Consider the following 25,690-nt stretch of genomic DNA (forward strand, 5'->3'; position numbering starts at 1 on the left):
GAGCAGCACGCGGACCGTCCCCGGGAGGTGCCCCGTCGGGCTCCCGCGGGGTGTCCGCCGCCCCGCTCCGCTCCGTCATGCGCCTGACGCTAGACCCGTGCCGCCCGCTGGGCGCGGTGCGCGATCCGGTGAGCCCGAGCGCCGCTCGGTCGGCCCAGTGCGCGGGAGGACGGAGCAGTCGTCGCGTCCTGTGATCACCGAACGTCGAACTACACACGTGTAGTGGACACTCCGAGGTCCGTCGTGGACACCGACGGGTGGCGTGCCGGTCACGCAATGCGGCACAACGGTTTCTACGTGGCGATCTGCACGCGTGGCGAGAGGTGTGCCGCGTCGCGGCCGGCCTCTCCGACCGGACCGCGACTACGCACTGCTCCACAAGGACCCTGGATGCACACTCTCCGTGTGCACAACCGAGTGTGACCCTCTGGCTACGCCACCCGTAAGAGGGGACCTCTGAGAGGAGCTGTAACCACCGTTTCCCCGCTCGTGTGTCACCCGTTGACGGGGTGAGTGGGCCGAACGGCGGTACGCCGGGTGCGGGTTCCGGCGGAATCCGGCAGGGCCTGCGACGGACGTCAGGGGAGCAGGAGGTACGGCGGGTGTACGAGTTCGAAGACGTTCCCGGCTGCGGTGGTCTCGAGGCCTCGATCCGGGCGCGGCGCGCCGACCGGGACGGCTGGCCGTTCCCGGGCCGGCACGAGTCGCACGCCGAGATCCACGATGAGACCCCGATCTTCCACGCACTCACGGTCGGTGGCTGGCGGGACCGCGGCCCCACCGGCAACGCGGTCCGCCGGGTGCACCGGGCGACCGTGCGCACCACCCGGCGGGACGCGTCCCGGACCGCCGACACCATGGCGGCGTTCCACGCCGACCCGCTCGCCGCGCCGGTCCCCGCGCAGGCGGAGGCGCCGGACCGGCAGGCGGCGAACGCACCGGGCGACGCCGCCATGGCGATGCTGCGCCGCCGTCGCGACGCCCGCCGGGCCGCCGACCGCGCCGCGGTCGTGGACCTGCTCGGCGGGGCGGGCCGGCACCGGACGGCGCGCAGCGCCTGACCGCGTCCTGCGTCCCGGTCGCACCGGCTCCGGGGTGGGCGTCGGGCCCTGCCGGAGCGGATCGCACCGCCGGGCGCGGCGCAGGCAACCGAACGGCGTCCGGCACGTCCCGGATGACGAGGGCACGGCGACGCGCCCGACGGGGAGTACCCGCAACACCCCGGCCGGTGGGGACCGGCCGGAGACCGCGGCCCGCCCGACGGGGATCGGGCAGGCCGCACGAGACGTCCCGCGGAACCTTGGGCCGCGGGGTGGATGACGACCGGCTGGGGAGCTGGGTCGTCAGCACGCAAGGCGAGGGCCGGGCCCGGAGTCGGAGGGAGCCGACACCGGACCCGGCCCTCGCGCCTGTGCGCACCCGTCCGGCGCGGTCGTGCGGCGCCGGGTGCGGTGACGCCGTGCCCGGAGCCGTGGGGAGCGCGGTTCCGGACAGGGCGGTCCGTCGAGAGCGGGACGTCGTCGGCCCGGTCTCGGGTGGCGACAAGATCGCCACGGAGTGTGACCGTATCGGTCGGCCGTCCGGGTCACAAGGGGTGTGAGCAGGTCCGTTCTCCCGTCCCGTGTGGCACAGCAGTCACCCGGTTCACCGGTGCCCCACCGGCCGTCCCGCGGAGGTGTCCGTGTCGCACACGAATCGATGCGCACGGTGACCCCGCGCGTTCTACCCTTCATCCGATGAGCACCGACGCCGCGGCGACCGGCCCCCGTCGCACCGACCGCCCGCTCGACGAGGCGGGCGTGGTGACGGCGGTGCGGCGCGCCGCCGAGCGCGGCACCGCGGTGCGCCCCACCGGCGCCGGTGGCCGGGTACCCGGCCCGCTGGTCCGCACCGATGACGTGCTGCTCGACGCCTCCGCGCTGACCGGCGTCGTCGGGATCGGCGCGGACACCGTCCGGGTCCGCGGCGGCGAGACCGTCGCGGCGCTCTGCACCGAGCTGGCCGCCTCCGGGCGTGCGCTCGCGACCGTCCCCGACGCCCCCCGCGCGACGGTCGCCGGCGCCACCGGGCTCGGGATGGCCGGCGGCGCGCCGGACCGGGGCTCGCTCTCCGACCAGGTCGTCGCTGTCCGGCTGGTCGACGGTCGCGGCACCGTCCGCGAGGTCACCGGACCGGACCTCGACGCCGCGCGCTGCGGGCTCGGCGCGCTCGGGGTGGTCACCGCGCTGGAGCTGCGCACCGTCCCGCTGCGCCGGCTGCGGGTGCACGAGGAGGCGACCGCGCTCGCCGACGTCCTCGCCGACGGGGGGCTCATCGGGCACGCCTGGACCGAGTGCGACGTCGCCGTCCACACCGGACAGGCCGTGCTGCGGTGGGCCGAACCGGAGCCCGACGAGGACCCCGATGGCGAGCCCGCCGGCCGGGGCGGCTGGGGGCAGGCCGTGTCACGGCTGGCGTCGTCGTGGTGGCAGTCGCGCTCGGCGTGGCCGCCGCCGCAGCGCTGGGCCCCGGGCACCGCCGGGCCCCCGCACGAGGTGCTGCCCGACCCGCAGCCGTGGGACCCGGACCTGGCCGAGTGGGCGGTCCCGCGGGCCGCGCTCGGGACCGTGCTGCGCGAGCTCGGCGCCGCCGTTGCCGCCCGCGGGCAGGAACTGCGCCCGGTCCGGGTGCGGACCGGGCGCGCCGAGACCGGCCTGCTGCACCCGGCGTCCGGCCGGGACACCGCCTACCTGCGGATCCGGACGCGCGGACCCGCGGAGGAACCCGTGCGGCGCCTCGCCTGCGCGGTGCTGGAGGACGCCGCCGGCCGCCCGTGCTGGACGACCCGCCACGAGTGGGGACCCGACGAGCTCGCCGTCGCCTACCCGGGCTGGGCGGCGTTCGCCGAGGTCCGCGACCGGTTCGACCCGGACCGCCGGTTCACCGACCCGTACCTCGCCGCGGTACTCGGGTCCTGAGCCGGGTCAGCGCGCGAGCGTCTCGCGCAGCCGGGCCGAGATCGCGCGGACGGCCGTGAGGGACTCCCGGCGGTCGGCCATCGTCGGCTCCCCGCCGGCGACGACCTGCTCGCCGCCCACCCACACGTCGCGCACCAGGCGGGACCCGCCCGCCCAGACCAGGTTGGACACCAGCTGGGCGTCGTCCTCCGGCGCGACGAAGGCCGAGTCGTCGGTGTCGACGTGCACGACGTCGGCCCGGCGGCCGGCCTCGAGCACCCCGAGGTCGTCGCGGCCGATCGCGTGCGCGGCGTCCGCGGTGCCCATCAGCAGCACGTCGGCGGCGGTGAGCGCGGCCGCGTCGTCGGACCCGACGCGGGCCAGCAGCCCGGCCAGCCGGGCCTGGTGCCAGAGGTCCAGGTCGTCGCACGACGCCGGGCCGTCCGTACCGAGGCCGACCGGGACACCGGCCCGTCGCAGGTCCAGCAGGCGGGCGGTGCCGGCGGCGAGCTTGGCGTTGGAGCCGGGGCAGTGCGCGACCGCGACGCCGTGCCGGGCGTAGGTGTCGATGTCGTCGTCGGACAGGTGCACCGAGTGCGCGGCCAGCATCCGCCCGCCGAGCGCGCCGCCGGCGTCGAGCATGGCCGGGACCGAGCCGTGCGAGTCCCGCACCGCCGAGTCCTCGCCACGGGACTCCGCGACGTGGGTGTGCACCAGCGCGCCCCGCTCCCGGGCGGCCTCGGACACCGACTCCAGCGCCCCGGACGGCAGCGTGTACGCCGAGTGCGGGCCGTAGCCGAGCTCGATCCGGCCGTCGGCGTCCGGGATCACGCCGTGGGCGTCGATCCGGGCGGAGACGTCGTCGCGCATCTGCTCCCAGGTCCCCAGCCGGTCCCAGCCGGGCGCGGCGATGATCCCGGGCGTCAGCACCGCGCGGGACCCTGCGGTGCGGACGGCGTCGACCAGCGCGTCGGTGTAGAAGTACATCTCCACGCTGGTGGTGCAGCCGGTCCGCAGCAGGTCCAGACAGCCGGCGAGCATCCCGGCGTGCACGTCGGACTCGGTGAGCAGGCCCTCCGCGGGCCACATGACGTCGGTCAGCCACGGCATCAGCGGCAGGTCGCCGCCCATCCCGCGCAGCAGCGACATCGGAGTGTGGCAGTGCGTGTTGACCAGCCCGGGCATGAGCAGGCCGGGCAACGGCCGGACGACGGCGTCGGTCGCCGGGGCCGACGCCGCCGGGCCGAACCAGGCGATCCGGCCGGTGTCGTCGACGTCCAGCACCGCGTCCCGGACGATCGGGAAGCCGGGCGCGCAGCTGAGCGCCACCGGCGCGGTCAGGCGCTGCAGAACCGCCATCTCAGCGCCGCTCGAGCAGCGAGCGCAGCGAGCGGAACGGCGGCAGCCAGGCGCCCTCGTCGGGCAGCGTGTCCAGGGAGACCCGCGGCAGCGGCTCGCGGAACACCCCGTCCATGTCCTCGAGGTCGAGGAACGAGATGACCTCGGACGCCTGGGCGAACCCGGCGTACTCCCGGAAGCCGATCACCGTGACGTCGGTGCCGCCCTCGACGAGCTTCTCGAGCGGGTCCTTGAACGCACGTCCGTCCCCGGACGCGACGACGACGTGGCGCAGCCGTCCCTCGCCCGACCGGAGGTCGATGTGGGCGAGCATGTCGTCGTCGACGTCGGAGTCGTCGCTGGTCTTCGGCTTGGCGAACACGGCGAACCCGACGTTCCGCAGGGCCTCGACCCACGGGCGGACGATCTCGATGCTGCCCGGGGCGACGTTGGTGAACACGCACGCCTCGGCCTCGGCCTCGGTGCCCGCGAGATCGAGCAGCCAGCGGCCGACGGCGTCGAACCGCGGGCGGTAGGCCGAGGTCGGACGGGCGCCGAGCAGCGAGCCGAGGCTCATGTCCATGTTCGGGGCGTCCCAGACCAGGAGGACCCGCTCCAGCGGCCCCGTCGGCACGCCCCGTCCGTCTTGCCCCGCGCCGCTGCTCATGACGGCGAGCCTAGTCTCCGCGGGGCGGAGCGATCGAGGCGCCGGTACCGGCGGTCGTGGGTCGCCGGGAGAGACTGCACCGGTGAGCGAGACGGGAACCACGGATCCGCAGCGGACCGCCGAGGAGTCGGCCGCGGCCATGCGCGCCGCGGACCACGCCGCACGGGCGGCGGGCGTCGAGATCGTCGACGTCGGGCCGGGCCGGGCGGTCGCCACGATGACGGTCTCCGGCGAGCACGCGAACGGCCACGGCGTCTGCCACGGCGGCTACCTGTTCCTGCTGGCCGACTCGGCGATGGCGTACGCCTGCAACGCCTACGGGGTGTCCGCGCTCGCGACCGGAGCGGACATCGCGTTCCTGCGGCCGGCAGCTACCGGCGACGTGCTCACCGCCGAGGCGGTCGAGCGGTCGCTCGCGGGACGGTCCGGGCTCTACGACGTCACCGTCCGGACCGGGGACGGCACCGTCGTCGCGGAGTTCCGCGGACGGACGCGGCTCGTGCCGGGGTTGGCGGCTCCGCCGCCCGTGAGCGGTTGAGTCGGTCCTGACCGAATCAACCCACTCACGAGGGCTCAGCTCAGGCCGTGCGGCTCCAGGAAGGCGGGGCGCAGCGAGGCGTCCGGCTCGTCGTAGTACCGGTGGAAGACCGGGGTCTGCGAGCCGGACATCGGCGGGACGATCCAGCTCCAGTCCGCCGGGCAGCTGCGTCCGGCGGCCTCCTCCTTCTCCAGGTGGCGGAGGAACCGCTCGGACTCCGAGTGGTGGTCGGCCATGGTCACGCCGTCGGCGTCGAAGGAGTAGGTGACGGCGCGGACCAGCTCCACCATCGCCCGGTCCTTCCACATGGTGCGGACGGACCGGGTGTCCAGGCCGAGCCGGGTGGCGATCTCCGGCAGGAGGTCGTAGCGGTCCGGGTCGGCCAGGTTGCGGGCGCCGATCTCGGTGTCGAGGTACCAGCCGTTGAACGGGGCCGCCGGATAGGTGATCCCGCCGATCTCCAGCGGCATGTTGCTGATCGCGGGCACCGAGTGCCAGCGCAGGCCCAGCCGCGCGAACCACGGGTGCTCGGGGTGGCGCAGCGGGACCTCGTGCACGGCGTCCGGCGGGACGTCGAACAGCCGGGACCTGCCGTCCGGACCGGTGATCAGCAGCGGCAGCACGTCGAAGCGGCCCCGCGGCTGCGGACGCGGCCAGCCCATCGCGACGACGTGGTCGGTGAAGCCGGTCTGCGCCGGGTCACCGGTCACGGAGCCGTCCGGGTTGCGGTGGCCCGCGTACCGGACGAGCTGGTCGTTGCGGATCCGCGGACCGGGGCGGCCGGGGGCGTCGGGTGCGAACACCGTCATCGTCGAGCGGATCTTCCCGCTGCGGGTGGCCGCACGCAGGTGCCCGACGCTCTCCTGTGCGACGTCCGCCGGGTCGTGCAGGTTCCGCAGGTCGCGGACCTGCAGCGACTGCCAGTAGAGCCGGCCGATGCAGCGCGCCGAGTTCCGCCACGCGACCCGGGCGCCGAACACGAGCTCGTGCGTGGTGTGGGTGTACGTGCCGCTCCGGTCGATCTCGCCGCGGACCTGGCGGAGCCGCTCCGCGAGCGGCGTCTCCGGCTGCGTCTCGGCGTACACCTGACGCAGGAACTCCTCGGCGACGGCCGGGTCGACCGGGCGCGGGTTCCGCTCGTCGGCGACCCCGGAGGGCGGCGGGTGCCCGCCGGACCGGCCGTGCCCGGTGACGGGGCAGCCGCGCTGCGTGGCCGGGACGGCCGTCGTCGCGGCGCCGGGGCCGTCGACCCGGTTGAGGACGGTCGCCTGCTCGGCCTCCCGCGCCGGGACGGCGACGGTCGCCCGTTCGGGCGCCGGCGTCGCGACGGTGGCCTGGTCGACGTGCTCGCGGGTGACGACCGCGGTCGCCTCGGCGCCCGCGTCCGGCGCGACCGGTACCGCGGTCGTGGCCTCGACGGCCCCCGCCAGCGGTACGACGGCGACCACCCGGGTCCGCTGCTCCGCGGGACCCCCGGAGGTGTCGGTTCCGGGCGCCGGGGCGCCCTCCGACGGCGCCGTCCGCGGGCCGTCCGGGGTGCGCGGCGTCGGGCTCGGGCGGAAGCCGGACGGGCGCCGCACCGGCTGGGTCGGCTGCGCGGGCGCAGGCTGCTGCTGGCTCGTGGCGTGCTCCACCGTCGTCACGGGCGTCCTTCGGGGGTCACTCGAGCGGGGATACATCTCGGGGGATGTCACGACCGTAGTCGGTCACTCTGGGTATGTCATCGGGGGCGTTTCCGTGATCAGCGACGTAGAGGAGGTCACGGACGGGGCGCCCCTCCTCCTGTGCCCGGTCCTCGAACTTCGTGACCGGACGCCAGCCGGGCCTGGCCTGCCAGCCGTCCGGGCCCACCGGGAAGGCGTCGTCCGGACGCAGGTCCGGCTCCGCTGCGACCACCCGGCGCATCTGCTCGGCGTAGTGCGGCCAGTCGGTGGCCAGGTGCAGCAGCCCACCGGGGACCAGCCGCGACACGGCCAGCCGGACGAACTCCGGCTGGATCAGCCGCCGCTTGTGGTGGCGCCGCTTCGGCCACGGGTCCGGGAAGAAGATCCGCAGTCCGTCCAGCGACCGGGGCGCCACCGCGTGCTGCAGGAGTTCGACGGCGTCGCCGCGCAGCAGCCGCTGGTTGGCCAGTCCGCCCTGCTCGACGCGCATGAGCAGCTGGGCCAGCCCCGGCTCGTAGACCTCGACGGCGACGTGGTCGATCCCGGGCTCGGCCGCGGCCAGCAGCGCCGTCGTCTCCCCCATCCCGGAGCCGATCTCCAGCAGCACCGGCGCGGTGCGGCCGAAGGCGGCGTGCGGGTCCCAGGTGCCGGAGCCGACGATCTCGCCGATCTCCCCGCCCCACACCGGCCACAGCCGGCGCCAGGCCGACTCCTGGCCGTCGGAGAGCCGGACGCGCTGGTGGACGTAGGAGCGGATCCGGGTGTCGCGGGGGTCGGTGGCCTGCTCAGGCACCGGGGTCGTTCCGGCCGGCGGCGGGCAGCCGCACGTGCGCGGTCGCGCCGGGCAGCCGGCCGCGCACGTAGCCCGCGGCGGTCACGCCGAAGCAGGCGACGATCGCGGCCGCCGAGGCGGGGTTGCGGTCACGTGCCTCGCGGACCACGCCTTTGGGCAACACCTTCATGGTGTAGCTGCTCTCGGTGGACAGCGAGTCACCGGTGCCGACGACCTTGGAGACGGCCGCCTTCGAGATGCCCTCGGCCCAGCCGCGGCGCAGCAGGTACTTCCAGGAGACCCGGTCGTCGGACACGCGGTGGTCGACCGCGGCCCTCGGCTCGAACAGGATCCGGGGGTTCCGGCCGTCGGCGGTGTAGGCCTGCCGGGCCCGGATGCAGAGCTCGGTCTCCTCGCAGCCCAGCGGGTTCTTCCCGATCCGGCCCATGTCCTCGGCGAAGCCGCCGACCCGCTTGAACACCTCGGAGCGCAGCGACATGTTGCAGCCCATGAGGTTGCGCATCTCGGCGCGCTCGGTGGGCTGGCCGGTGTAGGTGCAGCCGACGACCCAGTCCAGCTCGCCGGTCGCGTCGCGGTCGCCCGGCGTGGCGCCGGGGAGCGTGCGCGGACGCCCGTCGGGCCACTTCGGGTGCGCGATCCCGCCGACCCCGACGACGTCCGGGTCGGCGTAGGGCGCGAGCAGCGCGGCCAGCCAGCCCGGGCGGGCCGACGCGTCGTCGTCGAGGAAGACGACGACCTCGCCGGAGGCCAGTTCGACCGCGGTGTTCCGCGCGCCGGACAGGCCCTGGGTGCGTTCGTTCGCCACGACGACGACGCCGCGCGGCCCGAACTCCTGCTCGGCGCGCTCGAGCAGCCGGTCGTTGTGGTCGACGACCACGATCGTCTCGACCGGCCGGACCTCCTGGGCCTCGACCGACTCGACGGCGGCCTTGATGTCGAACCAGCGCTTCTCGGTGTAGACGCAGACGACGACACTGGCGGTCGGCAGGGCGCTCACGGCGTTCTCGCTCCTCGGGTCGGCGCACACCACGGTCGCGGGTCGCGCGACCGGTGGGTGGGTGTCGTCGAGCAGCGTCAGCGGGCGTAGCCCGAGGACTTGCGGCGCTGCTCCATGCGACGGTGCTCTGCCATCAGGGTACGCAGCACCCGGGTGCCGTCGGCGAAGGTCCGCAGGTTGGTCTCGCCGAACATGCGCTCACGCTCGACGGACGGCACCTCGGTGATCTTCAGCTCGGCCGCGGCGACCCGGCAGTTCAGGACGGTCTCGATCTCGAAGCCGTCGCCCCAGAGCATCGAGCCGTCCTCCGGCTGCGGGGCGGCCGGGTCCGGCAGCTCCAGCTGCGGGATCAGGTCGGCCCAGAAGGCGTTGTAGCCGTAGCAGAGGTCGGAGTAGCGGGTGCCGAACAGCCGGTTCGCGACGGTGTTCAGCCCGGCGTTGCCGGACTTGCGCAGCAGCGTGATGTCGTCCGAGCCGCCGCCCTTGCAGAACCGGCTGCCCTTGGCGAAGTCGGCGCCGTTCACCAGCGCGTCGACGAAGGCCGGGATCTCGTTCGGGTCGGCCGAGCCGTCGGCGTCGAACATGACGATGACGTCACCGGTCGCGGCGGTGAATCCGCAGGCCATCGCGTTGCCCTTGCCCTTGCGGGTCTGGGTGATCACGCGGGACCAGGGCAGCGTGCGCCGGGCGACGGCGACCGTGTTGTCGGTCGAGTTGCCGTCGACCACGATGACCTCGTGCACGGCCGGGCGCACCGCGGCGATGGCCGGCAGCACGATCTCCAGGTTCCGCGCCTCGTTGCGGGTCGGCACGATCACCGAGACGGCCGGGTTCGCGCTGCGGCGCGGGGCCGGACGGGGCCGCGGGCGCCGGAAGCCCTCGGGGCCCTCCGGCTGCGGGGGCCGGGAACCGCCGTGGGGCCGGGCAGGGGTCGCCGGGAGGGGCGTCTGTCCCACTCCGGTGCCGGTCTGGTGCCCCGGGCGCGCGGGCGCGCTCGACTCGGGCGTGACGGCCGGGCGGGCGGGCGTAACGGCGCTCACACTTCCTCCATACAGGTCCGCTCTACTCGTCCAACGACGAAGTCACGGTCTGGTTGCGGTTCTCGTGTCGGGCGGCTTCCTCGGCCCCGACTGTGCAGACGTGCGGGCCACCGAAGGGGTTGCCCCGGTAGGTTGATCCGTCCGCATCCAGCGCGCGGTTCAGCGTGGTCCATGTCCCGGTCCGCCGGACCGGCGGGGGTGGTTGCGCAGTCCTACGCATCCCCCGCCGCACGGGACGCACCACCCTGTCCACATGTCGCCGAACCGCCGTCCCGCCCTCCTCGCGGCCGAGCTCCGCCCGGTGCTCGCACTGGCCAGGATGGACTGTGTCGCAGCACTGTCGTCGCAGGTCGACGGTCTGGTGGAGCGCGCGGCCCGGCAGCCGCGCCGGGCCGTGGACCCGGCCTGGTGGGCGGCGGAGCTCGGCGGGCCGGCGCGGGCGTTCGACGACGCCTGGGCCCGCGCCGCGGGCCCCGCGTCCCGCCGCGCCGCAGCCGCGGGGGCGTTGCGGCATCGGAGGTTGGAAGTGACGCGCATCACTCACGGTGCGTCACGACCGGCCGCGCCGCCGCTGATCTCCGCGGCCACCGGGGCGCTGCCGCGCCCCCGGCGTCGGTCGTCCCCCGCGCGGCCGGCGCGGCGCGGCGCGCCGGGTGCCGGCCTGTCGGGTGCGGTGCTCTCCGGGACGGTGCTGTCGGGATCCGCGGTCTCCGGCCTGGCCGGCGCCGGCCGCGCGCTGCCCGCGGCCTGGCCGGGAGCGCTGCTCGTGCTGTCCGGGGTGCTGCTGCTGGCGGGGGCGGGTGCCGGCCTGCGGGTGCGGGCGGTCCGGGAGACGCGGGCCCGCGAGGTCGCGGCGCGGGTGCGGACGGCGGTGCTCGCCGCGGCGGAACGGGAGCTCGTGCGCCGCTCACTGGACGTCGAGCGCGCGGCGGGGGCGCCGGCACGGCCGGCCGCCGGGGTGCGGGCGGCGCTGCGCGGTGTCGTGACCGGCGCCGGGCGCGGCACGGGGTCGGCAGGCGGGGCCGGTCGTGCGGCCTGACGGGCGCGCCGCGGCCCGGCACACGAGCGGTCCGGTGCCGGCCGTGCGGTGGCCCTGGGGGACGACGGCCGCCGCGGCGGCGGCCGGGGCGGCCCCCTGGTGGCTCGCGGTGCCGGTGCCGAGGGGTTCCGGGAACCTCCCGGCCGGGGGCTCGCGGGTTCCGGTGAGCGGCCCGGCCGCCCGCGACACCGACGGCGACGGTGCGCCGGACGCGCTCGTCGTCGACGTCCCGGGTGGTACGTCGATCTGGTCGGACCTCGACGGCGACGGCCTCGCCGACCACGTCCGGCACGTCGGACCGTTCGACGACCTGGTCGCCCGCACCCTGGAGGCGGGGAGGTAGGAGCCGGGGCTCAGTCCTCCGGCTGCTCCGACGGCGACCGCGGCTCGGGCTCCGCCGCACCGCCGCGCCGGAACCGGCCCGCTCCGCGCCGCTGCTCGGCGATCTTCTGGTCGATGTCCGCGGACATCTTCATCTGCCGGCGACGCTCCCGGATCCGCAGCAGCACCAGCATGCAGATGCCGTAGGCGATCCCGACGAGCAGCAGCACCACGCCGATCTTGAAGACGATCGTCTGCGCCGGGCCCGCGTCCTGGGGGAAGTCCGCGATCGAGATCATCGCGAGCACACCCAGGGTGAGCAGGTGGAACAGCACGACGAGCAGACGGTTGATCGAGTCGGCGGTCTCCTTGCTCTGGAAGACGTCCTCGAGGAACGGCTTCCCGGAGCGGAGCAGGATCTGGCCGACACCGACCGTGATCAGCACGCCGATGACGACCAGCGTCAGGTAGCCGCCGGTTCCCTCCACAGTGGGCCCCTCCCCGTGTCCGACCAGGGCGCGAGCCTACCCTGAGCGACCGCTCCGACGCGCTCCGCGCGTCCGGGGTTCATCCGGTTCAGGGGCGTGCGGCGAGCAGCGCCCTGAGGGTGTCGAGCAGCTCCTCCGGGGAGACGCCGCCGGTCAGCGGTGCGCCGGTGAGCGTGCGGAGGTAGAGGCCGTCGCCGACGAGCTGGACCAGCCACGCGAGGACCGGGTCGGTGATCTCCTCGCGGAGCGCGGCGAGGCCGTCGGCGTCGACGGCGGCCAGGGCCTCCCGGGCGAGCTCGCCGGAGGTGGTGCCGTCGGCGATCCGCAGCGTCGCGAGGTAGGTGCGGGTCAGGCCGGCCGGCGAGCCGCCGCCGGGCACCGAGGTGCGGAGGTAGTAGGCCACCGCGCCCTCGTCGTCGCCGCGCATGAACTCGGCGTCGGTGGCGCTGCGCTGCCGCAGCCGGTCCAGCAGGCCGGAGGCCAGCGACTCCTTCGAGTTGAAGTGGTAGAGCAGCCCGCCCTTGGAGACCTCGGCGGACGCGGCGACGGCGTCCAGCGTGGCCCCGCCGGGCCCCTGCTCGATCAGGAGGGTCTCGTACGCGTCGAGCACGCGGTCGCGGGCCGGTCCTGCTGCGTTCCGCCGCTCCGCCATGCGCGCACCCTACCGGCGGTGCCCCGCCTCACAGCCCCGGCCGCAGCGCTGGACTGTACCGTCCGGACGGTATATGACTGTACCGTCTGGACGGTATAGTCCAGCAGGTCTGCGAAGTGACGAGGAGACGAGAGATGTCACGGCCCGAGCTCACCGACCGGGCGGCACCGACGGCCCGGCCCGGTCCGCGTGCCTGGCTCGCGCTGGCGGTGCTGGCGATCCCGACCCTGCTGGTCTCGATCGACAACACGGTCCTCGGCGTGGCGCTGCCCGAGCTCACCGCGGCGCTGCGCCCGGACGCCACGACCCTGCTCTGGGTCGTCGACGTCTATCCGCTGGTGCTGGCCGGGCTGCTCGTCACGATGGGGACGCTCGGCGACCGCATCGGCCGCCGCCGGCTCCTCATGATCGGTGTCGGCGGGTTCGGCGCGGTCTCCCTCGCGGCCGCCTTCGCGACGTCGGCGGAGCAGCTCGTCGCCGCCCGTGCGCTGCTCGGTGTCTTCGGCGCGATGCTGATGCCCGCCACGCTCGCCCTGCTCCGGACCGTCTTCGTCGACCGCGTCCACCGGCGGCTGGCGCTCGCGATCTGGGCGACCGGGTTCGCCGCGGGGGCGGCGCTCGGCCCGATCGCCGGGGGCCTGCTGCTCGAGCACTTCTGGTGGGGCTCGATCTTCGTGATGAGCGTGCCGCCGATGGCCGTGCTCCTGGTGGTCGCGCCGCTGCTCCTGCCGGAGTCGCGTGCGGAGGCACCGGGCAGGCCGGACCCGGTCGGCGTGCTGCTGTCGCTGCTGGCGATGGGGCCGCTCGTACTGGCGATCAAGCTCGTCGGCTCCGGCGGGCTCACGCCTGCGGCCGGCCTCGCCGTGCTGGTGGGTGCCGGATCGGCGGTCGCGTTCGTGCTGCACTCCCGGCGCCGGGTCCGCAACGGACTGGACCCGCTGATCGACCTGGAGCTGTTCGCCCGGCCGGTGCTGCGCTACAGCGCGCTGGCCAACGCGACGACGATGTTCGGCCTGACCGGGCTGCTGTTCTTCTCCGCGCAGTACCTGCAGCTGGTCCTCGGCACCTCGCCGCTGCAGGCCGGGCTGCTCCTGCTCCCGGGCTTCCTGGTCACGACCCTGGCCGGGTTGCTCGCGGCCCGCCTCGCCCGGCGGTACCCGCTGCACGGGCTCGTCACGACCGGGCTGGCCCTGGTGCTCGCCGGCTTCGTCGCCTGCCTGTTCCTGCGGGCCGACTCCGCCGTCGCGCTCCTGATGTCGGCGGCGGTGCTGATCGGTGCGGGCATCGGGCTCTCCGAGACCGTCACCAACGACGCCATCCTCGCCGCGGCGCCGCCGGAGAAGGCGGGTGCGGCGTCGGCGGTGTCGGAGACGGCCTACGAGATCGGTGCGGTGCTCGGTACGGCCCTGGTCGGGGGCGTGCTGTCGGCGGTCTACCGGGCGGGCGTCGTGCTGCCCGACGGCGCACCGGCGGCGGCCGGGGAGACCCTGGGGGCCGCCGTCGGTGCCGCGGCGGACCTGCCGGCCGGGGTCGCCGACGCGCTCACGGCGTCGGCGCAGGAGGCCTTCGTCGCCGGGGCCGACGTCGCGGCCGGGGTGGCCGCCGTCGTCGTGGCGGTGGTGCTGGTGACGGCCGGGCTCGGGCTGCGCCGGGCGCACCGGACGGTGCTGGCAGCGGGTGCGACCGGTCTGGACGGGGACGCGGCACGGCGCTCCGGGGCCACCGCTGATCGCACGCGGTGAGCGAGCGGCAACCAGCTGTGACGATGCCGGGTGACCGTCCGGCGGCCCGGACGGGTGGTTCCGGCGACGCGCCGCCCGTCCGGTAGCCCGATCGGGGCTCACACGTGCCCCCGGCTGGTTCACTACGGCCGACCGCGGCGGCCGCGTCGTGCCGCCGGAGCCGACGTCATCCGGGAGCGATCCGTGCCGTACGAGGTGGTCAGCGCCTACACCCTGGTCCTGGGGGAGGCGGCGGTGGACGGCACCGCCGACGGCCGGCCCGAGGTGTCCGTGCACTCCACCGCCACCGACGCCTGGCGCGCGCTCGACACCGGCGTCCGGGAGCGGTGCGGCATGCGGCCGCGGCCGCGTCGCAGCATCGACCCGGACGCCGTCGTCCGGCTCGCGGACGCCTGGCGCGCGGCCGACCCGGACGCCCGCTACTGGCAGGTCACCGCGCACCGGCTCCCGATCATGCTGCCGGAGCTCGCCCGGCCGACCGCGGTGCCGGCCGTCCCCGCCCGCACCCCCTTACGCACTGCGAATGCCTAAGTCGGAACAAGGAATGCGTTGAATCGCGGGGTTCCGATCGACGAGTGTCTTTCCCCCGACGCGAGTCCGCGCATTTCCGCCGTATCGTCGCGCGGCGTCGGCGAATACGTCACCCGCGCCGGGTTGCGTTCGTGTGACAACCCCGTCACCAGGAACGACGACGGCGTACGCGATTCTGTTCTGGATCGATCTACATGATCGGTGCTGTGCCTGACCTCTCAAAGAGGCCCATGGGTGCGTCCCGATTCCGCGGGTAGCCTCGCCGTACACCTTTTCCCGTCAGGGCCCGTACCGACTCCGGTAGCGGGCTCGCAGTAGTTCCCCCGGAGGACGGGCCGGGGCCGGCGAGGAGAACAGGACGACATGACTGCAGCGACCGTTCCGGGTACCGACCGCGCACCGACCACCAACCAGGGCGTCGTGGCCTGGGTTCAGGAGATCGCCGAGCTGGCCACCCCGGACCGCGTCGTGTGGTGCGACGGGTCCGAGGCGGAGTGGACGCGGTTCACCGACCAGCTGGTCGACCAGGGCACGATCGTGCGGCTGGACCCCGAGAAGAAGCCCAACTCGTTCTACGCGGCGTCCGACCCGGGCGACGTCGCGCGCGTCGAGGAGCGGACCTACATCTGCACCGAGACCGAGCGCGGCGCCGGGCCGACGAACAACTGGGTCGCCCCCGCCGAGATGAAGCGGACGATGACCGAGCTGTACCGCGGCAGCATGAAGGGCCGGACCCTCTACGTCGTCCCCTTCTGCATGGGCCCGACGGACGCGGACGACCCGAAGCTCGGCGTCGAGATCACCGACTCCGAGTACGTCGTCATCTCCATGCGGATCATGACCCGGATGGGCGCGGACATCCTGCCGCTGCTCGACGCGGCCGGTGACCGCTGGGTCAAGGCGCTGCACTCGATCGGCGCCCCGCTCGCCGACGGCCAGGCCGACGTGCCGTGGCCGCACAACGAGGACAAGTACATCAGCCACTTCCCGGAGACCCGGGAGATCTGGAGCTACGGCTCCGGCTACGGCGGCAACGCCCTGCTCGGCAAGAAGTGTTACGCGCTGCGCATCGCCTCGGCCATGGCGCACGACGAGGGCTGGCTCGCCGAGCACATGCTGATCCTCAAGCTGATCAGCCCGGAGGAGAAGGCGTACTACGTCGCGGCCGCGTTCCCGAGCGCCTGCGGCAAGACCAACCTCGCGATGCTGCAGCCGACCATCCCGGGCTGGCGTGCCGAGACCGTCGGCGACGACATCGCCTGGATGCGCTTCGGCGAGGACGGCAGGCTCTACGCCACCAACCCCGAGTTCGGCTTCTTCGGCGTCGCGCCGGGCACCAACTGGAAGACCAACCCGAACGCGATGCGCACCATCGAGGCCGGGAACGCGCTGTTCACCAACGTCGCGCTGACCGACGACGGCGACGTCTGGTGGGAGGACCTGGAGGGTGACCCGCAGCACCTGACCGACTGGAAGGGCAACGACTGGACGCCCGACTCCGGCGTCAAGGCCGCGCACCCGAACTCCCGCTACACCGTGCCGATCGACCAGTGCCCGGTCGTCGCCCCGGAGTGGAACGACCCGAAGGGCGTGCCGATCTCGGCGATCCTGTTCGGCGGCCGCCGCAAGACCACCGTCCCGCTGGTCACCGAGGCCCGCAGCTGGCAGCACGGCACCTTCATGGGCGCCACCATGTCGTCGGAGAAGACCGCGGCCGCGGCCGGCAAGGTCGGCGAGGTCCGCCGCGACCCGATGGCCATGCTGCCGTTCCTCGGCTACAACGTCGGCGACTACTTCGCGCACTGGGTGAACGTCGGCAAGAGCGCCGACGAGGGCAAGCTGCCGAAGATCTTCTACGTCAACTGGTTCCGCCGTGGCGAGGACGGCCGCTTCCTGTGGCCCGGGTTCGGCGAGAACAGCCGCGTCCTGAAGTGGGTCATCGAGCGGCTGGAGGGCTCGGCGGCCGCCGTCGAGACCCCCATCGGTTTCGTGCCCACCGCCGACCAGATCGACCTCGAGGGCGTCGACGCCGAGCGCGCCGACGTCGAGGCCTCGCTGGCCGTCGACGTCGAGGAGTGGAAGGCCGAGATCCCGCTCATCGAGGAGTGGTTCGAGAAGATCGGTGACGACAACCTGCCGTCGTCGATCCGCGACGAGTTCGAGGCCCTGAAGCAGCGCCTCGGCGCCTGACCGGGAGCCCACCGGAGCCCCCGGCGGCCACTGGCCGCCGGGGGCTCCCGTGTGTCCGCACCCTCCGCGGGCGGTCCTCCGCGGCGACTCCATAACGTCACACCGCGCAACGGTGACAGCCGTGATTGCGCGACGTAACGTCCCCGACCGGGCCGGCGCCGGCGGGGCACCGGTCGCGCACGGTGCACGGAGGGGGCGTCATGGTCACGACGGAGCGGCCGCGGGAACCCGAGGGACCCGGCACGGGAACGGCCGGTCCCCGGCGCCGTGACCCGAGGCAGATCGCGATCTGGACGGCGGTCGCCGTCGTCGGTGCCGTCGCCTGGGCGATCGTCGCGTTCGTCCGGGGCGAGCAGATCTCGGCGGCCTGGCTGGTCTTCGCCGCCGTCGCGTCCTACGCGATCGCCTACCGCTTCTACTCCCGCTGGATCGCGCACCGGGCGCTGCGGGTCGACGACACCCGGGCGACCCCGGCCGAGCGCCTCGACGACGGGCAGGACTACCAGCCCACCGACCGGCGCGTCCTGTTCGGACACCACTTCGCCGCGATCGCCGGTGCGGGCCCGCTGGTCGGGCCGGTGCTGGCCGCGCAGATGGGATACCTGCCCGGCACGGTCTGGATCATCGTCGGCGTCGTGTTCGCCGGCGCGGTCCAGGACATGGTCACGCTGTTCTTCTCGACCCGCCGTGGCGGCCGCAGCCTGGGCCAGATGGCCCGCGAGGAGATCGGGCCGGTCGGCGGGATCGCCGCCATCGTCGCCGTCCTCGCGATCATGGTCATCCTGCTGGCGGTGCTCGCGCTGGTCGTCGTCCAGGCGCTGGCCGACTCCCCGTGGGGCACGTTCTCGCTGGCGATGACGATCCCGATCGCCCTGTTCATGGGCGTCTACCTGAGGTACCTGCGCCCCGGGAAGATCATCGAGGCGTCGGTCCTCGGGGTCGCGCTGCTGCTGCTCGCGATCGTCGGCGGCGGCTGGGTGCAGGACTCGTCGTGGGGCGAGGTCTTCCACCTCTCGGCGAACCAGCTGACCCTCGCACTGGTCGTCTACGGCTTCGCCGCGTCGGTGCTGCCGGTGTGGATGCTGCTGGCGCCACGGGACTACCTGTCGTCGTTCATGAAGGTCGGCGTCGTCGTGCTGCTGGCCGCGTCGATCGTGCTGGCCTGGCCGACGCTGCAGATGGCGCCGCTGACCCGGTTCGCCTCGGACGGGCTCGGCCCGGTCTCGGCGGGCTCGCTGTTCCCGTTCGTGTTCATCACGATCGCCTGTGGTGCGCTGTCCGGCTTCCACGCGCTCGTCGCGTCCGGCACGACGCCCAAGCTGATCCAGAAGGAGTCCCAGGTCCGGGTGATCGGCTACGGGGCGATGCTCACGGAGTCGTTCGTCGCGATCATGGCGCTCGCCGCGGCCTGCATCCTCGACCCCGGCCTGTACTTCGCGATGAACATGCCGGCCACCGTGCTCGGGCCGACGGTGGAGTCGGCGTCGGCGGCGGTGCAGCAGATCGGGTTCACGATCTCGCCCGCGGACCTCGCCGCGGCGGCGTCGGCTGTCGAGGAACAGACGCTGGTCGGCCGCTCCGGCGGCGCCCCGACCCTGGCGGTCGGCCTGTCGACCGTGTTCTCCGAGGTCTTCGGCGGCGACGCGCTGCGGGCCTTCTGGTACCACTTCGCGATCATGTTCGAGGCGCTGTTCATCCTCACCACGGTGGACGCCGGCACCCGGGTCGGGCGCTTCATGCTGCAGGACACCGTCGGCAACGTCTGGCCGCGGTTCGCCGACACGAGCTGGAAGCCGGCCGCATGGCTGTCCAGTGCGGTGATCGTCGGTGCCTGGGGCTACCTGCTCTACGCCGGGGTGAACGACCCGCTGGGCGGCATCCACCAGCTCTTCCCGCTGTTCGGCATCGCGAACCAGCTGCTCGCCGCCGTCGCGCTGGCGGTCTGCACGACCCTGCTGATCAAGACGGGACGCGCCCGGTACGCCTGGATCACGCTGGTCCCGCTGGTGTTCGACGCGGCGGTGACACTGACCGCGAGCTACCAGAAGATCTTCTCGGACAACCCGAAGCTCGGCTTCTGGGCGCAGCGGACGCAGTACCAGGACGCGCTCGACGCCGGGAAGACCAGCATGGGCACCGCGAAGTCGGTGGAGGACATGCAGCAGGTCGTGTTCAACACGACCCTCGACACCGCTCTCACCGCGCTGTTCGCGGTCCTCATCGTCGTCGTGCTGGCCGACTCGGTCCGGGTGTGGATCGCGGCCCTGCGCGGGCGCCCGCTGCGCAGCGGCACCGAGGACCCGTACGTCGAGTCGCGGATCTGGGCACCGTCGGGTCTGGTACCGACCCGGGAGGAGCGGGCGCGGGAGCGCGAGCTCAGCGAGAGCGGGACGGGCGGATGAGCCGGCTGCGGTCGCTCTGGCGGTTCGTGCGCGAGCTGGCCGGGGAGCGGGACTACGAGCGCTACCTGGAGCACCGGGCACGTCACCATCCGGGCGCGCCGGTGCTGTCCGAGCGTGCCTTCTGGCGGGAACGGACCGACCGCCAGGACCGGGTTCCGTCCGCCCGGTGTTGCTGACGGGGGATTTCACTCTCTCGGAGCAGTGTGCCCTGTACAGCTGTCACTCAGGGTGGTGCGCGGAGGCTGCGCGTGTGGCGTCGTTGCGTGATGTCGTGAGAGATCGGCGCAGCGTGACGATGTGACAGGTAGCCTCTGGAGGGGACCGGACCGATCCCGCGGTGTCCCGTTCGGGTCGAGGCCTCGTCGCTGATCGTGACGAGATCCGGTTCGGCCCGGAACGGAGCACGCGGCGGGACGGAACGCCGCGCGCTCCACGGCGATACACACCGTGAGCGCCGTCCTCGGTGCGGGAATGCTGGTTACGGCGGAGGTGTGAGGCGCGATGCTGGATGTCCGGGTGTCCGAGGGCACGGACCCGGAGGCTCTCGTCGCGTTCGTGGAACGACTGGCGGGCAGCGGCCGGGGTGGACCGGCGACCGGGGCGGCTCGGTCGCGGATCGTCGACGAGGTGCACGACGGCCGGGTCCCCGCAGGTATCCGCACCCTGGCCGGTGCGCTGGAGTCCCCCGTCCCGCCGCGTCAGCGGCGTGGCGACGAGGACGAGGAGACTCTGCTCGGTGCGGTCTCCGAGGAGCCGCTGGTCGTCCTGTCCGAGGCCGGTCCGGCCGAGCTGGCCCGCGCGCTCGCCGACCTGACCGGCTACGGCATGCGGGTCCTCCTGACCGGTGCGCAGGCCGAGCGGCTCGGCGCGGTGCGCGCCGCGCTGCCCGCGGACGTCGCCGGCCGGGTCGTCGACCGGCTGCCGGCACTCCCCTCGACCGAGCTGCGGCGGCTCCGCAGGCTGCTCGCGACCGCCGGCGTCGACCGGTACGGCCGCGCCGGCCAGCAGCTCCCGCCGGAGGACGCGCTGCCCGGCCCGGCCGACGTCGCGGGCTGTTGCGACCGGGCGAACCGGGTGGTCGACGGCACCGACACCGGCGCCTCCGGTGAGGCCCGCATCGTGCCCGGGCTGCTGCGCGATCTCGAGATCGACCGGCGGGCCGCGGTCACCCAGGTCGCGCGGTGCGCGCTCGCGTCGCTGGAGACCCTGACCGGGGCTCCCGACGCCGACCGGTTGCAGGGCGTCGCCGGTCGGCTGGTGCACAGCGGGCTGCGGGCCGAGTTCGAGTCGCTGCAGGGCCTCGCCGCCCGCCAGCGCGACGACCGGGCCCGCCTCGCGAGCGGTGCGCGCGTCGAGGTGGTGGAGCCGCTGCCCGAGGGCGGCGACGTCACGATCCGCCGCTACCTCGACTTCCTCGACAGCGGCGGGCGCAGCCGCTCGTACTTCAAGCCGCAGGAGCAGAAGGAGGCCGAGCCGTTGCTGCGCGGCTTCCGCCTCGACGGCGCGGCCCCGCAGACCTACGACCAGATCGCCACCGTCTCCCAGCACCTGCACCTCGCCCGGCGCGACGACGAGATCGCCCGGCTGTGCTCGGTGCTCGGCCTCCCCGTCCCCCGCTCGCCGCAGGACCTGCCCGGTCTCGTCGACGCGCTGGACAAGATCGCCGCCGCCGCCCGGTCCGTCGGGGCGCTGCGGCACGACGTGCTGTTCCTGCAGCAGGACTCGCCGGTCTCGGTCCCCGACCTGGCCGCCGCCGAGCGGGTGGCTCGGGCCATCGTCGACTACGACGAGCACGGTGACCCGGCCGAGGCCGCGGACGAGCTCGAGCGCCTCGCGCTCCGGTGCGAGGCCGCGGTGCCGTTCGACGCGACCGCCCCCGAGCACACCGCGGTCGTCGCGGCGCTGCGCCGGCACGACGCGGAGGCCTACGCGGCGGCGCTGGAGGAACTGGGTCGCGCCCGCCGGGAGATGCTGGACCGCGACGAGCTGCAGCGGCTGCTGGGTGAGCTGTCGGCGTCGCACCCGGACCTGGCGCAGGCCTGGGCGGCCGACGGCGCGGCGGAGGTGCCCGGCTTCGGGCTGCTGCACGTGGCGGGCAGCGACGACCTGCTCCGGAACCTGCCGTCGGCGGACTCGGCCGACCTGGTCGTCGTGCTGGGGGCCGGGGCGCTGCAGGCCGACGGCCTGCTGCTGACCGCGGCCGCGCCGCGGATGCTCGCCGTCGTCGGGGACGAGCCGCGTGCCGAGTCGTCCGGGACGACCCTGCTCGAGGTGCTCAACCAGGCGTCGGCGCGGTTCCTGCGCGGCACCGGCACACCGGCCGGCGAGTCGTCCGGCACCGGCGCCGAGGTGCCGGTCGCCGACGTGCCGGTCCCGGCCGTCCCCCCGGAGTCGTCGGTCCCGGACGGGGCCGGCGTCGCCGACATCGTGTCCGCCCCGGCGGTGCCGGCCCCGCGGACCGGTCCCCCGGCCGCCGGTGGCGAGAGCCGCCCGTCGGCGCCGTCGGCGATGGCCCCGGCCCGGCGCGGTACCGAGCGGAGCTGACCCCGGGCCCGGCCGGGCTCAGCCCGAGCCGACCGCGCGGATGCTGTCGGCGATCCGGTCCAGCAGCTCGAACGGGTCCGCGGCCGGTGGCCGCACCCGTTCCCAGCGTCCGCGGGAGCCGGGTGCGGCCGGGATGTAGAGGGTCCAGCTGCCCGCCTCCGGGTCGTCGGCGCGCAGCTGCGCCAACGCCGTCGACGCCCACGCCGCTCCCAGCTCGGGGAAGGCGGGCGGCCGCCGGTCGAGGATGGTGACGACGTCGCCGGCGGTCGTGTAGCCGATCCGCCGCCGGTCACGTTCCCCTGCGGGCACCAGCTCCGCGCACCACGCCGCGAGTTGCTCGCGTACCTGCTCCGGAACTCCCATGGCGCGCATGGTCCCGGATCGGGGTGGGCGCGCCAACCCCGGGGGACCGTCCCGTCCCACCGGACGGCCGGGCGCCGCGTCGCGGCCGGTCGAGGCACTACCGTCCGCGGTATGGCAGAGCACGAGGTGAGCCGGTTCGGGCACGTCGAACTCGACGGTCTCCCGCCGGACCTGGCGGAACGGATCGGCGCGATCGCGGAGAGGTCGGGTTTCGTCCCGAACGTCTTCCGCGCGCTGGGCCGCCGTCCGCGGGAGCTGCGGGCGTTCCTGGACTACCACGACGCGCTGATGGACTCGGACGACGGACTGTCCCGGGCCGAGCGGGAGCTGGTCGTCGTCGCGACCTCGGGGGCGAACCACTGCACCTACTGCGTCGTCGCCCACGGCGCGATCCTGCGGATCCGCTACAAGGACCCGGAGATCGCGGACCGGGTCGCGACGAACCCGTACGCGGTGGAGCTCTCCGAGCGCGAGCGCGGGATCGTCGACCTTGCGCTGCTGATCGCCCGGCAGTCCGAGGCACTCACCGAGGCCGACCTCGACGACGCCCGCGCCGCAGGCCTGACCGACGACGAGATCTGGGACGTCGGCGCGATCACGGCACTGTTCGCGATGTCGAACCGGCTCGCGCACCTCACCGCGCTGCGCCCGAACCCGGAGTTCTTCCTGATGGGCAGGCAGCCCCGCTAGAGCACCTTCGACAGGAACGCGCGGGTGCGCTCCTCCTGCGGGTCGGAGAGCACCGCGCGCGGGTCCCCGGCCTCGACGATCCGGCCCTCGTCCATGAACACCAGTGTGTCGCCGACCTCGCGGGCGAACCCCATCTCGTGCGTCACGACGACCATCGTCATGCCGTCGCGCGCGAGCTCGCGCATCACGTCGAGCACCTCCCCGACGAGCTCCGGGTCAAGCGCCGAGGTCGGTTCGTCGAACAGCATCAGCGACGGCCGCATGGCCAGCGCGCGGGCGATCGCGACCCGTTGCTGCTGCCCGCCGGAGAGCTGGGCGGGGTAGGCGTCGGCGCGGTCGGTGAGGCCGACGCGTTCCAGGAGCTCCTGGGCGTCCCGGCGGGCGTCGGCCCGCTTCCGGCCGCGGACGACGACCGGTGCCTCCATGACGTTCTCCACCGCCGTGCGGTGCGGGAACAGGTGGAAGCGCTGGAACACCATCCCGATGTCCCGGCGCTGCCGGCCCAGCGCGGCCTCGGAGAGCCGGTGCAGCCGTCCGCCCCGCTCCTCCAGGCCCATCAGCGCGCCGTTCACCCGCAGTCGTCCGGTGTCGATGCGCTCCAGGTGGTTGATGCAGCGCAGCAGCGTCGACTTGCCCGAGCCGGACGGCCCGATCACGCAGCACACCTGGCCCGGCTCGACCACCAGGTCGACGCCGCGCAGCACCTCGACGTCGCCGAAGCTCTTGCCGACGTCCTCGATCTGCACCATCGGCGTGCCCACGGTGTCGCTCACGACGCACCTCCGCTCGTCCCGGCCAGCTTCCGCAGCAGCGACGGGCCCGGGGCACCCGCGGCGACACCGCGCCCGAACCGGCGCTCGACGGCGCGCTGCCCGACCGTCAGCAGCGACGTGAGCACCAGGTACCAGGCGGCCGCCACGATCAGCAGCGGGATGACCTCGAAGTTCGCCGAGTAGATCCGCTGTACCGAGGTGAGCAGCTCCAGGTACCCGATGACGACCACCAGCGACGTCGTCTTCAGCATGCCGATCGTCTCGTTGCCGGTCGGCGGGACGATCACCCGCATCGCCTGCGGCAACACCACCCGGCGCAGCGTCTGGGCGCGGGTCATGCCGAGCGCCCCGGCCGCCTCGGACTGGCCGCCGTCGACCGACTGGATCCCGGACCGCACGATCTCGGCCATGTACGCGGCCTCGTTCAGCCCGAGCCCCAGCAGGGCCGCGGCGAACGGGCTGATCAGCGTGTTCGTGTCGACGACGACGAACTCCGGCCCGAACGGGATCCCCAGCGACAGTCGCGGGTAGAGCGCGGAGAGGAAGTACCAGAACAGGAGCTGCGCGATCAGCGGCGTCCCGCGGAACACCCAGAGGTAGACGGCGGCGACCGAGCTGAGCACCGGGTTCGGCGACAGCCGCATCACGGCCAGCCCGATCCCGCCCGCGATACCGATCGCCATCGACAGCGCCGTCAGCACCAGGGTGTTGCGCAGGCCGTTGAGCACGGGCTCGGAGAACAGGTACTCGCCGACCGTGCCCCAGCGGAAGTTCTCGTTGGTGAGCAGCGTGTTGACCAGCATCGACGCCAGCACGGCGAGCACCGCGACCGCGACCCAGCGCAGCGGGTGCCGGACGGGAACGGCGTCGCGTGGCTCCGGACGGGCCCCGGGCGATGTCATCGGCCGACCTCCGAGGTCGTGATCGCGCCGTCGCCGACGTTCCAGCGGTCGAGGATCCGCCGGTAGGTGCCGTCGTCGATCAGCTCCTGCAGTGCCGCGCGCACCGGGTCGCTCAGCTCCCCGTCCTTCGGGAGGACGATCCCGTACGGCGCGGTGTCGTAGGGCCGTCCGACGATCTCGGTGGTGCCGCGCGACTGCGTCACCGCGTAGGACGCGACCGGCGAGTCCGCCAGCATCGCGTCCACCCGGTTCGCGACGAGTGCCAGCGTCACGTCGGTCTGGGCCAGCAGCTCCGTCACCCGGATCGGCTCCCGCCCGGCGGCGACGCACGCCTCGTCCCGGCCCACGATCTCCTCGGTCTGGGTCGTCCCGGCCTGCACCCCGACCGGGCGCCCGCACAGGTCGTCCGGGGTGATGCCCTCCGGGTTCCCGGCCGCGACGACCAGGCTCGTCCCGGCCGAGAAGTACGACACCATGTCGACCACCCCGGACCGCTCCGGGTTGATCGTGAACGACGACATCCCGGCCTCGTACCGGCCGCCCTGCACGCCGGGGATGATCCCGGAGAACTGGCCGGTCTCGTACCGGACACCGAGGCCGAGCTTCGCGGCGACCGCGGTGCCGAGGTCCACGCTCATCCCGACGACGGTCGAGCCGTCCGGCGCGGTGAACTCGTTCGGCGGGTACGTCGGTTCGACGCCGACGGTGAGCACGCCGTCGGCGCGGACCGCCGCCGGGACGCGTGCGGCGAGGGCGTCGTCGCGGGCCACCGCGGGCAGCGGCGTGTCCGACCCCGGGGCGACGCCGGCGCCCGCGGCCGGGTCGCGCCCGCCGCTGCCGTCACCGCCGACCCCGCAACCGGCCAGCGCCAGCACGGCGGCGACGGCGAGCCCGGCGAACGGGCGTGCGCGACGGCGTCGCAGACGGGTCATCGTGTGGTCCAGACGGTCGAACCGGACGTGCTCGGAACGGCACGATCGTGCCACCGCCCGGTCCCACCACCGTCGGTCGGGCCGTCCGGGCGGGGAACTTCCTGCCGCCGGGCACGCGTTCCCCTACCGTGGGTTCGACGAGACACGC

At 74.3% G+C, this 25,690-nt stretch carries 23 protein-coding genes and 1 pseudogene; 12 read left to right on the forward strand and 12 right to left on the reverse strand.

Annotated features, from left to right (window positions below):
- The first annotated feature begins 602 nt into the window (after positions 1 to 602).
- Positions 603 to 1,061 (forward strand): hypothetical protein, encoded by a 459-nt coding sequence (locus tag PP1_RS17060; protein WP_060574447.1) that lies wholly within the window; start codon positions 603 to 605, stop codon positions 1,059 to 1,061.
- 675 nt (positions 1,062 to 1,736) lie between these two features.
- A complete protein-coding gene (locus tag PP1_RS17065; RefSeq protein ID WP_075314867.1) occupies positions 1,737 to 2,957 on the forward strand; it encodes a D-arabinono-1,4-lactone oxidase in 1,221 nt (406 codons plus the stop codon).
- A 6-nt stretch (positions 2,958 to 2,963) separates the two neighbouring features.
- On the opposite strand, the gene PP1_RS17070 is transcribed toward PP1_RS17065, so the two are convergent.
- Entirely contained in the window at positions 2,964 to 4,295 is a 1,332-nt protein-coding gene (locus PP1_RS17070; RefSeq protein ID WP_010235820.1) for an amidohydrolase family protein, read from the reverse strand.
- 1 nt (position 4,296) lies between these two features.
- A complete protein-coding gene (locus PP1_RS17075; protein WP_029239764.1) occupies positions 4,297 to 4,941 on the reverse strand; it encodes an NYN domain-containing protein in 645 nt (214 codons plus the stop codon).
- Positions 4,942 to 5,023: 82 nt separating this feature from the next.
- Between PP1_RS17075 and paaI the strand changes: the two genes are divergently transcribed.
- On the forward strand, positions 5,024 to 5,479 hold the full coding sequence (paaI, locus tag PP1_RS17080) for a hydroxyphenylacetyl-CoA thioesterase PaaI (RefSeq protein ID WP_010235815.1): 456 nt from the start codon (positions 5,024 to 5,026) through the stop codon (positions 5,477 to 5,479).
- 35 nt (positions 5,480 to 5,514) lie between these two features.
- Here the strand turns inward: paaI and PP1_RS17085 are convergent.
- The 4 genes and pseudogenes from PP1_RS17085 to PP1_RS17100 all read right to left on the reverse strand — a co-directional run.
- Positions 5,515 to 6,615, reverse strand: a pseudogene (locus PP1_RS17085) (nitric oxide synthase oxygenase); the annotation flags it as partial.
- Between the two features lie 523 nt (positions 6,616 to 7,138).
- A complete protein-coding gene (trmB, locus tag PP1_RS17090) occupies positions 7,139 to 7,936 on the reverse strand; it encodes a tRNA (guanosine(46)-N7)-methyltransferase TrmB (RefSeq protein WP_010226219.1) in 798 nt (265 codons plus the stop codon).
- Complete coding sequence (locus PP1_RS17095) at positions 7,929 to 8,933, reverse strand: glycosyltransferase family 2 protein (RefSeq protein WP_050802242.1); 1,005 nt, start codon at positions 8,931 to 8,933, stop codon at positions 7,929 to 7,931. Before PP1_RS17095 ends, trmB begins: the two co-directional genes overlap by 8 nt.
- A 77-nt stretch (positions 8,934 to 9,010) precedes the next feature.
- Complete coding sequence (locus PP1_RS17100; protein ID WP_227012742.1) at positions 9,011 to 9,973, reverse strand: glycosyltransferase family 2 protein; 963 nt, start codon at positions 9,971 to 9,973, stop codon at positions 9,011 to 9,013.
- A gap of 253 nt (positions 9,974 to 10,226) precedes the next feature.
- Here PP1_RS17100 and PP1_RS17105 point away from each other — a divergent pair, with 253 nt between their 5' ends.
- Together PP1_RS17105 and PP1_RS17110 are read left to right on the forward strand one after the other, a co-directional pair.
- Positions 10,227 to 11,012, forward strand: coding sequence for a hypothetical protein (locus PP1_RS17105; RefSeq protein ID WP_060574451.1), 786 nt, complete (start codon positions 10,227 to 10,229; stop codon positions 11,010 to 11,012).
- Positions 11,013 to 11,046: 34 nt separating this feature from the next.
- Positions 11,047 to 11,355, forward strand: coding sequence for a DUF6802 family protein (locus tag PP1_RS17110; RefSeq protein ID WP_075298643.1), 309 nt, complete (start codon positions 11,047 to 11,049; stop codon positions 11,353 to 11,355).
- Positions 11,356 to 11,365: 10 nt separating this feature from the next.
- On the opposite strand, the gene PP1_RS17115 is transcribed toward PP1_RS17110, so the two are convergent.
- A complete protein-coding gene (locus PP1_RS17115) occupies positions 11,366 to 11,821 on the reverse strand; it encodes a hypothetical protein (protein WP_010241904.1) in 456 nt (151 codons plus the stop codon).
- Between the two features lie 88 nt (positions 11,822 to 11,909).
- A complete protein-coding gene (locus tag PP1_RS17120; protein ID WP_033200591.1) occupies positions 11,910 to 12,473 on the reverse strand; it encodes a TetR/AcrR family transcriptional regulator in 564 nt (187 codons plus the stop codon).
- Between the two features lie 134 nt (positions 12,474 to 12,607).
- On the opposite strand from PP1_RS17120, the gene PP1_RS17125 reads away from it, so the two are divergent.
- The 6 genes from PP1_RS17125 to PP1_RS17150 all read left to right on the forward strand — a co-directional run bounded on the left by PP1_RS17125 (position 12,608) and on the right by PP1_RS17150 (position 21,882).
- Complete coding sequence (locus PP1_RS17125; RefSeq protein WP_010241908.1) at positions 12,608 to 14,215, forward strand: MFS transporter; 1,608 nt, start codon at positions 12,608 to 12,610, stop codon at positions 14,213 to 14,215.
- A 183-nt stretch (positions 14,216 to 14,398) separates the two neighbouring features.
- Positions 14,399 to 14,746: a hypothetical protein gene (locus PP1_RS17130; protein WP_010241909.1), complete on the forward strand. Its 348-nt coding sequence runs from the start codon at positions 14,399 to 14,401 to the stop codon at positions 14,744 to 14,746.
- Positions 14,747 to 15,109: 363 nt separating this feature from the next.
- Entirely contained in the window at positions 15,110 to 16,936 is a 1,827-nt protein-coding gene (locus tag PP1_RS17135; RefSeq protein ID WP_010241910.1) for a phosphoenolpyruvate carboxykinase (GTP), read from the forward strand.
- A 200-nt stretch (positions 16,937 to 17,136) separates the two neighbouring features.
- The gene (locus PP1_RS17140; RefSeq protein ID WP_010241911.1) at positions 17,137 to 19,338 is read left to right on the forward strand and encodes a carbon starvation CstA family protein; all 2,202 of its coding nucleotides are present in this window, start codon (positions 17,137 to 17,139) and stop codon (positions 19,336 to 19,338) included.
- Positions 19,335 to 19,514: a YbdD/YjiX family protein gene (locus PP1_RS17145; protein WP_010241913.1), complete on the forward strand. Its 180-nt coding sequence runs from the start codon at positions 19,335 to 19,337 to the stop codon at positions 19,512 to 19,514. Before PP1_RS17140 ends, PP1_RS17145 begins: the two co-directional genes overlap by 4 nt.
- Positions 19,515 to 19,839: 325 nt before the next feature.
- Positions 19,840 to 21,882 carry a hypothetical protein gene (locus PP1_RS17150; RefSeq protein WP_075314865.1) on the forward strand — a complete coding sequence of 681 codons (2,043 nt, stop codon included), beginning with the start codon at positions 19,840 to 19,842 and terminating at the stop codon, positions 21,880 to 21,882.
- Positions 21,883 to 21,900: 18 nt separating this feature from the next.
- Here the strand turns inward: PP1_RS17150 and PP1_RS17155 are convergent, their stop codons facing one another.
- The gene (locus PP1_RS17155) at positions 21,901 to 22,245 is read right to left on the reverse strand and encodes a DUF3024 domain-containing protein (RefSeq protein WP_010232052.1); all 345 of its coding nucleotides are present in this window, start codon (positions 22,243 to 22,245) and stop codon (positions 21,901 to 21,903) included.
- A 111-nt stretch (positions 22,246 to 22,356) separates the two neighbouring features.
- Between PP1_RS17155 and PP1_RS17160 the strand changes: the two genes are divergently transcribed.
- Positions 22,357 to 22,935 (forward strand): peroxidase-related enzyme, encoded by a 579-nt coding sequence (locus PP1_RS17160; RefSeq protein WP_010232050.1) that lies wholly within the window; start codon positions 22,357 to 22,359, stop codon positions 22,933 to 22,935.
- Here PP1_RS17160 and PP1_RS17165 read toward each other — a convergent pair.
- Genes PP1_RS17165 through PP1_RS17175 form a run of 3 tightly spaced genes read right to left on the reverse strand, consistent with a single transcriptional unit; the run spans position 22,932 to position 25,542 of the window.
- Complete coding sequence (locus PP1_RS17165) at positions 22,932 to 23,684, reverse strand: amino acid ABC transporter ATP-binding protein (protein WP_075315287.1); 753 nt, start codon at positions 23,682 to 23,684, stop codon at positions 22,932 to 22,934. The genes PP1_RS17160 and PP1_RS17165 overlap by 4 nt on opposite strands.
- A gap of 20 nt (positions 23,685 to 23,704) precedes the next feature.
- The gene (locus PP1_RS17170) at positions 23,705 to 24,610 is read right to left on the reverse strand and encodes an amino acid ABC transporter permease (protein WP_010232047.1); all 906 of its coding nucleotides are present in this window, start codon (positions 24,608 to 24,610) and stop codon (positions 23,705 to 23,707) included.
- Positions 24,607 to 25,542 (reverse strand): ABC transporter substrate-binding protein, encoded by a 936-nt coding sequence (locus PP1_RS17175; RefSeq protein WP_083697402.1) that lies wholly within the window; start codon positions 25,540 to 25,542, stop codon positions 24,607 to 24,609. Before PP1_RS17175 ends, PP1_RS17170 begins: the two co-directional genes overlap by 4 nt.
- Positions 25,543 to 25,690: the final 148 nt, after the last annotated feature.

This window comes from Pseudonocardia sp. P1, from assembly GCF_000178675.2.
Taxonomy (GTDB): domain Bacteria; phylum Actinomycetota; class Actinomycetes; order Mycobacteriales; family Pseudonocardiaceae; genus Pseudonocardia.

Coding starts and splice junctions, on each gene's coding strand:
- PP1_RS17065 (WP_075314867.1), top strand. CDS start 1,737: ATGAGCACCGACGCCGCGGCGACCGGCCCCCGTCGCACCGACCGCCCG.
- PP1_RS17155 (WP_010232052.1), bottom strand. CDS start 22,245: ATGGGAGTTCCGGAGCAGGTACGCGAGCAACTCGCGGCGTGGTGCGCG.
- PP1_RS17105 (WP_060574451.1), top strand. CDS start 10,227: ATGTCGCCGAACCGCCGTCCCGCCCTCCTCGCGGCCGAGCTCCGCCCG.
- PP1_RS17135 (WP_010241910.1), top strand. CDS start 15,110: ATGACTGCAGCGACCGTTCCGGGTACCGACCGCGCACCGACCACCAAC.
- PP1_RS17125 (WP_010241908.1), top strand. CDS start 12,608: ATGTCACGGCCCGAGCTCACCGACCGGGCGGCACCGACGGCCCGGCCC.
- PP1_RS17070 (WP_010235820.1), bottom strand. CDS start 4,295: ATGGCGGTTCTGCAGCGCCTGACCGCGCCGGTGGCGCTCAGCTGCGCG.
- PP1_RS17160 (WP_010232050.1), top strand. CDS start 22,357: ATGGCAGAGCACGAGGTGAGCCGGTTCGGGCACGTCGAACTCGACGGT.
- PP1_RS17145 (WP_010241913.1), top strand. CDS start 19,335: ATGAGCCGGCTGCGGTCGCTCTGGCGGTTCGTGCGCGAGCTGGCCGGG.
- PP1_RS17150 (WP_075314865.1), top strand. CDS start 19,840: ATGCTGGATGTCCGGGTGTCCGAGGGCACGGACCCGGAGGCTCTCGTC.
- PP1_RS17165 (WP_075315287.1), bottom strand. CDS start 23,684: ATGGTGCAGATCGAGGACGTCGGCAAGAGCTTCGGCGACGTCGAGGTG.
- PP1_RS17075 (WP_029239764.1), bottom strand. CDS start 4,941: ATGAGCAGCGGCGCGGGGCAAGACGGACGGGGCGTGCCGACGGGGCCG.
- PP1_RS17170 (WP_010232047.1), bottom strand. CDS start 24,610: ATGACATCGCCCGGGGCCCGTCCGGAGCCACGCGACGCCGTTCCCGTC.
- PP1_RS17140 (WP_010241911.1), top strand. CDS start 17,137: ATGGTCACGACGGAGCGGCCGCGGGAACCCGAGGGACCCGGCACGGGA.
- PP1_RS17120 (WP_033200591.1), bottom strand. CDS start 12,473: ATGGCGGAGCGGCGGAACGCAGCAGGACCGGCCCGCGACCGCGTGCTC.
- PP1_RS17175 (WP_083697402.1), bottom strand. CDS start 25,542: ATGACCCGTCTGCGACGCCGTCGCGCACGCCCGTTCGCCGGGCTCGCC.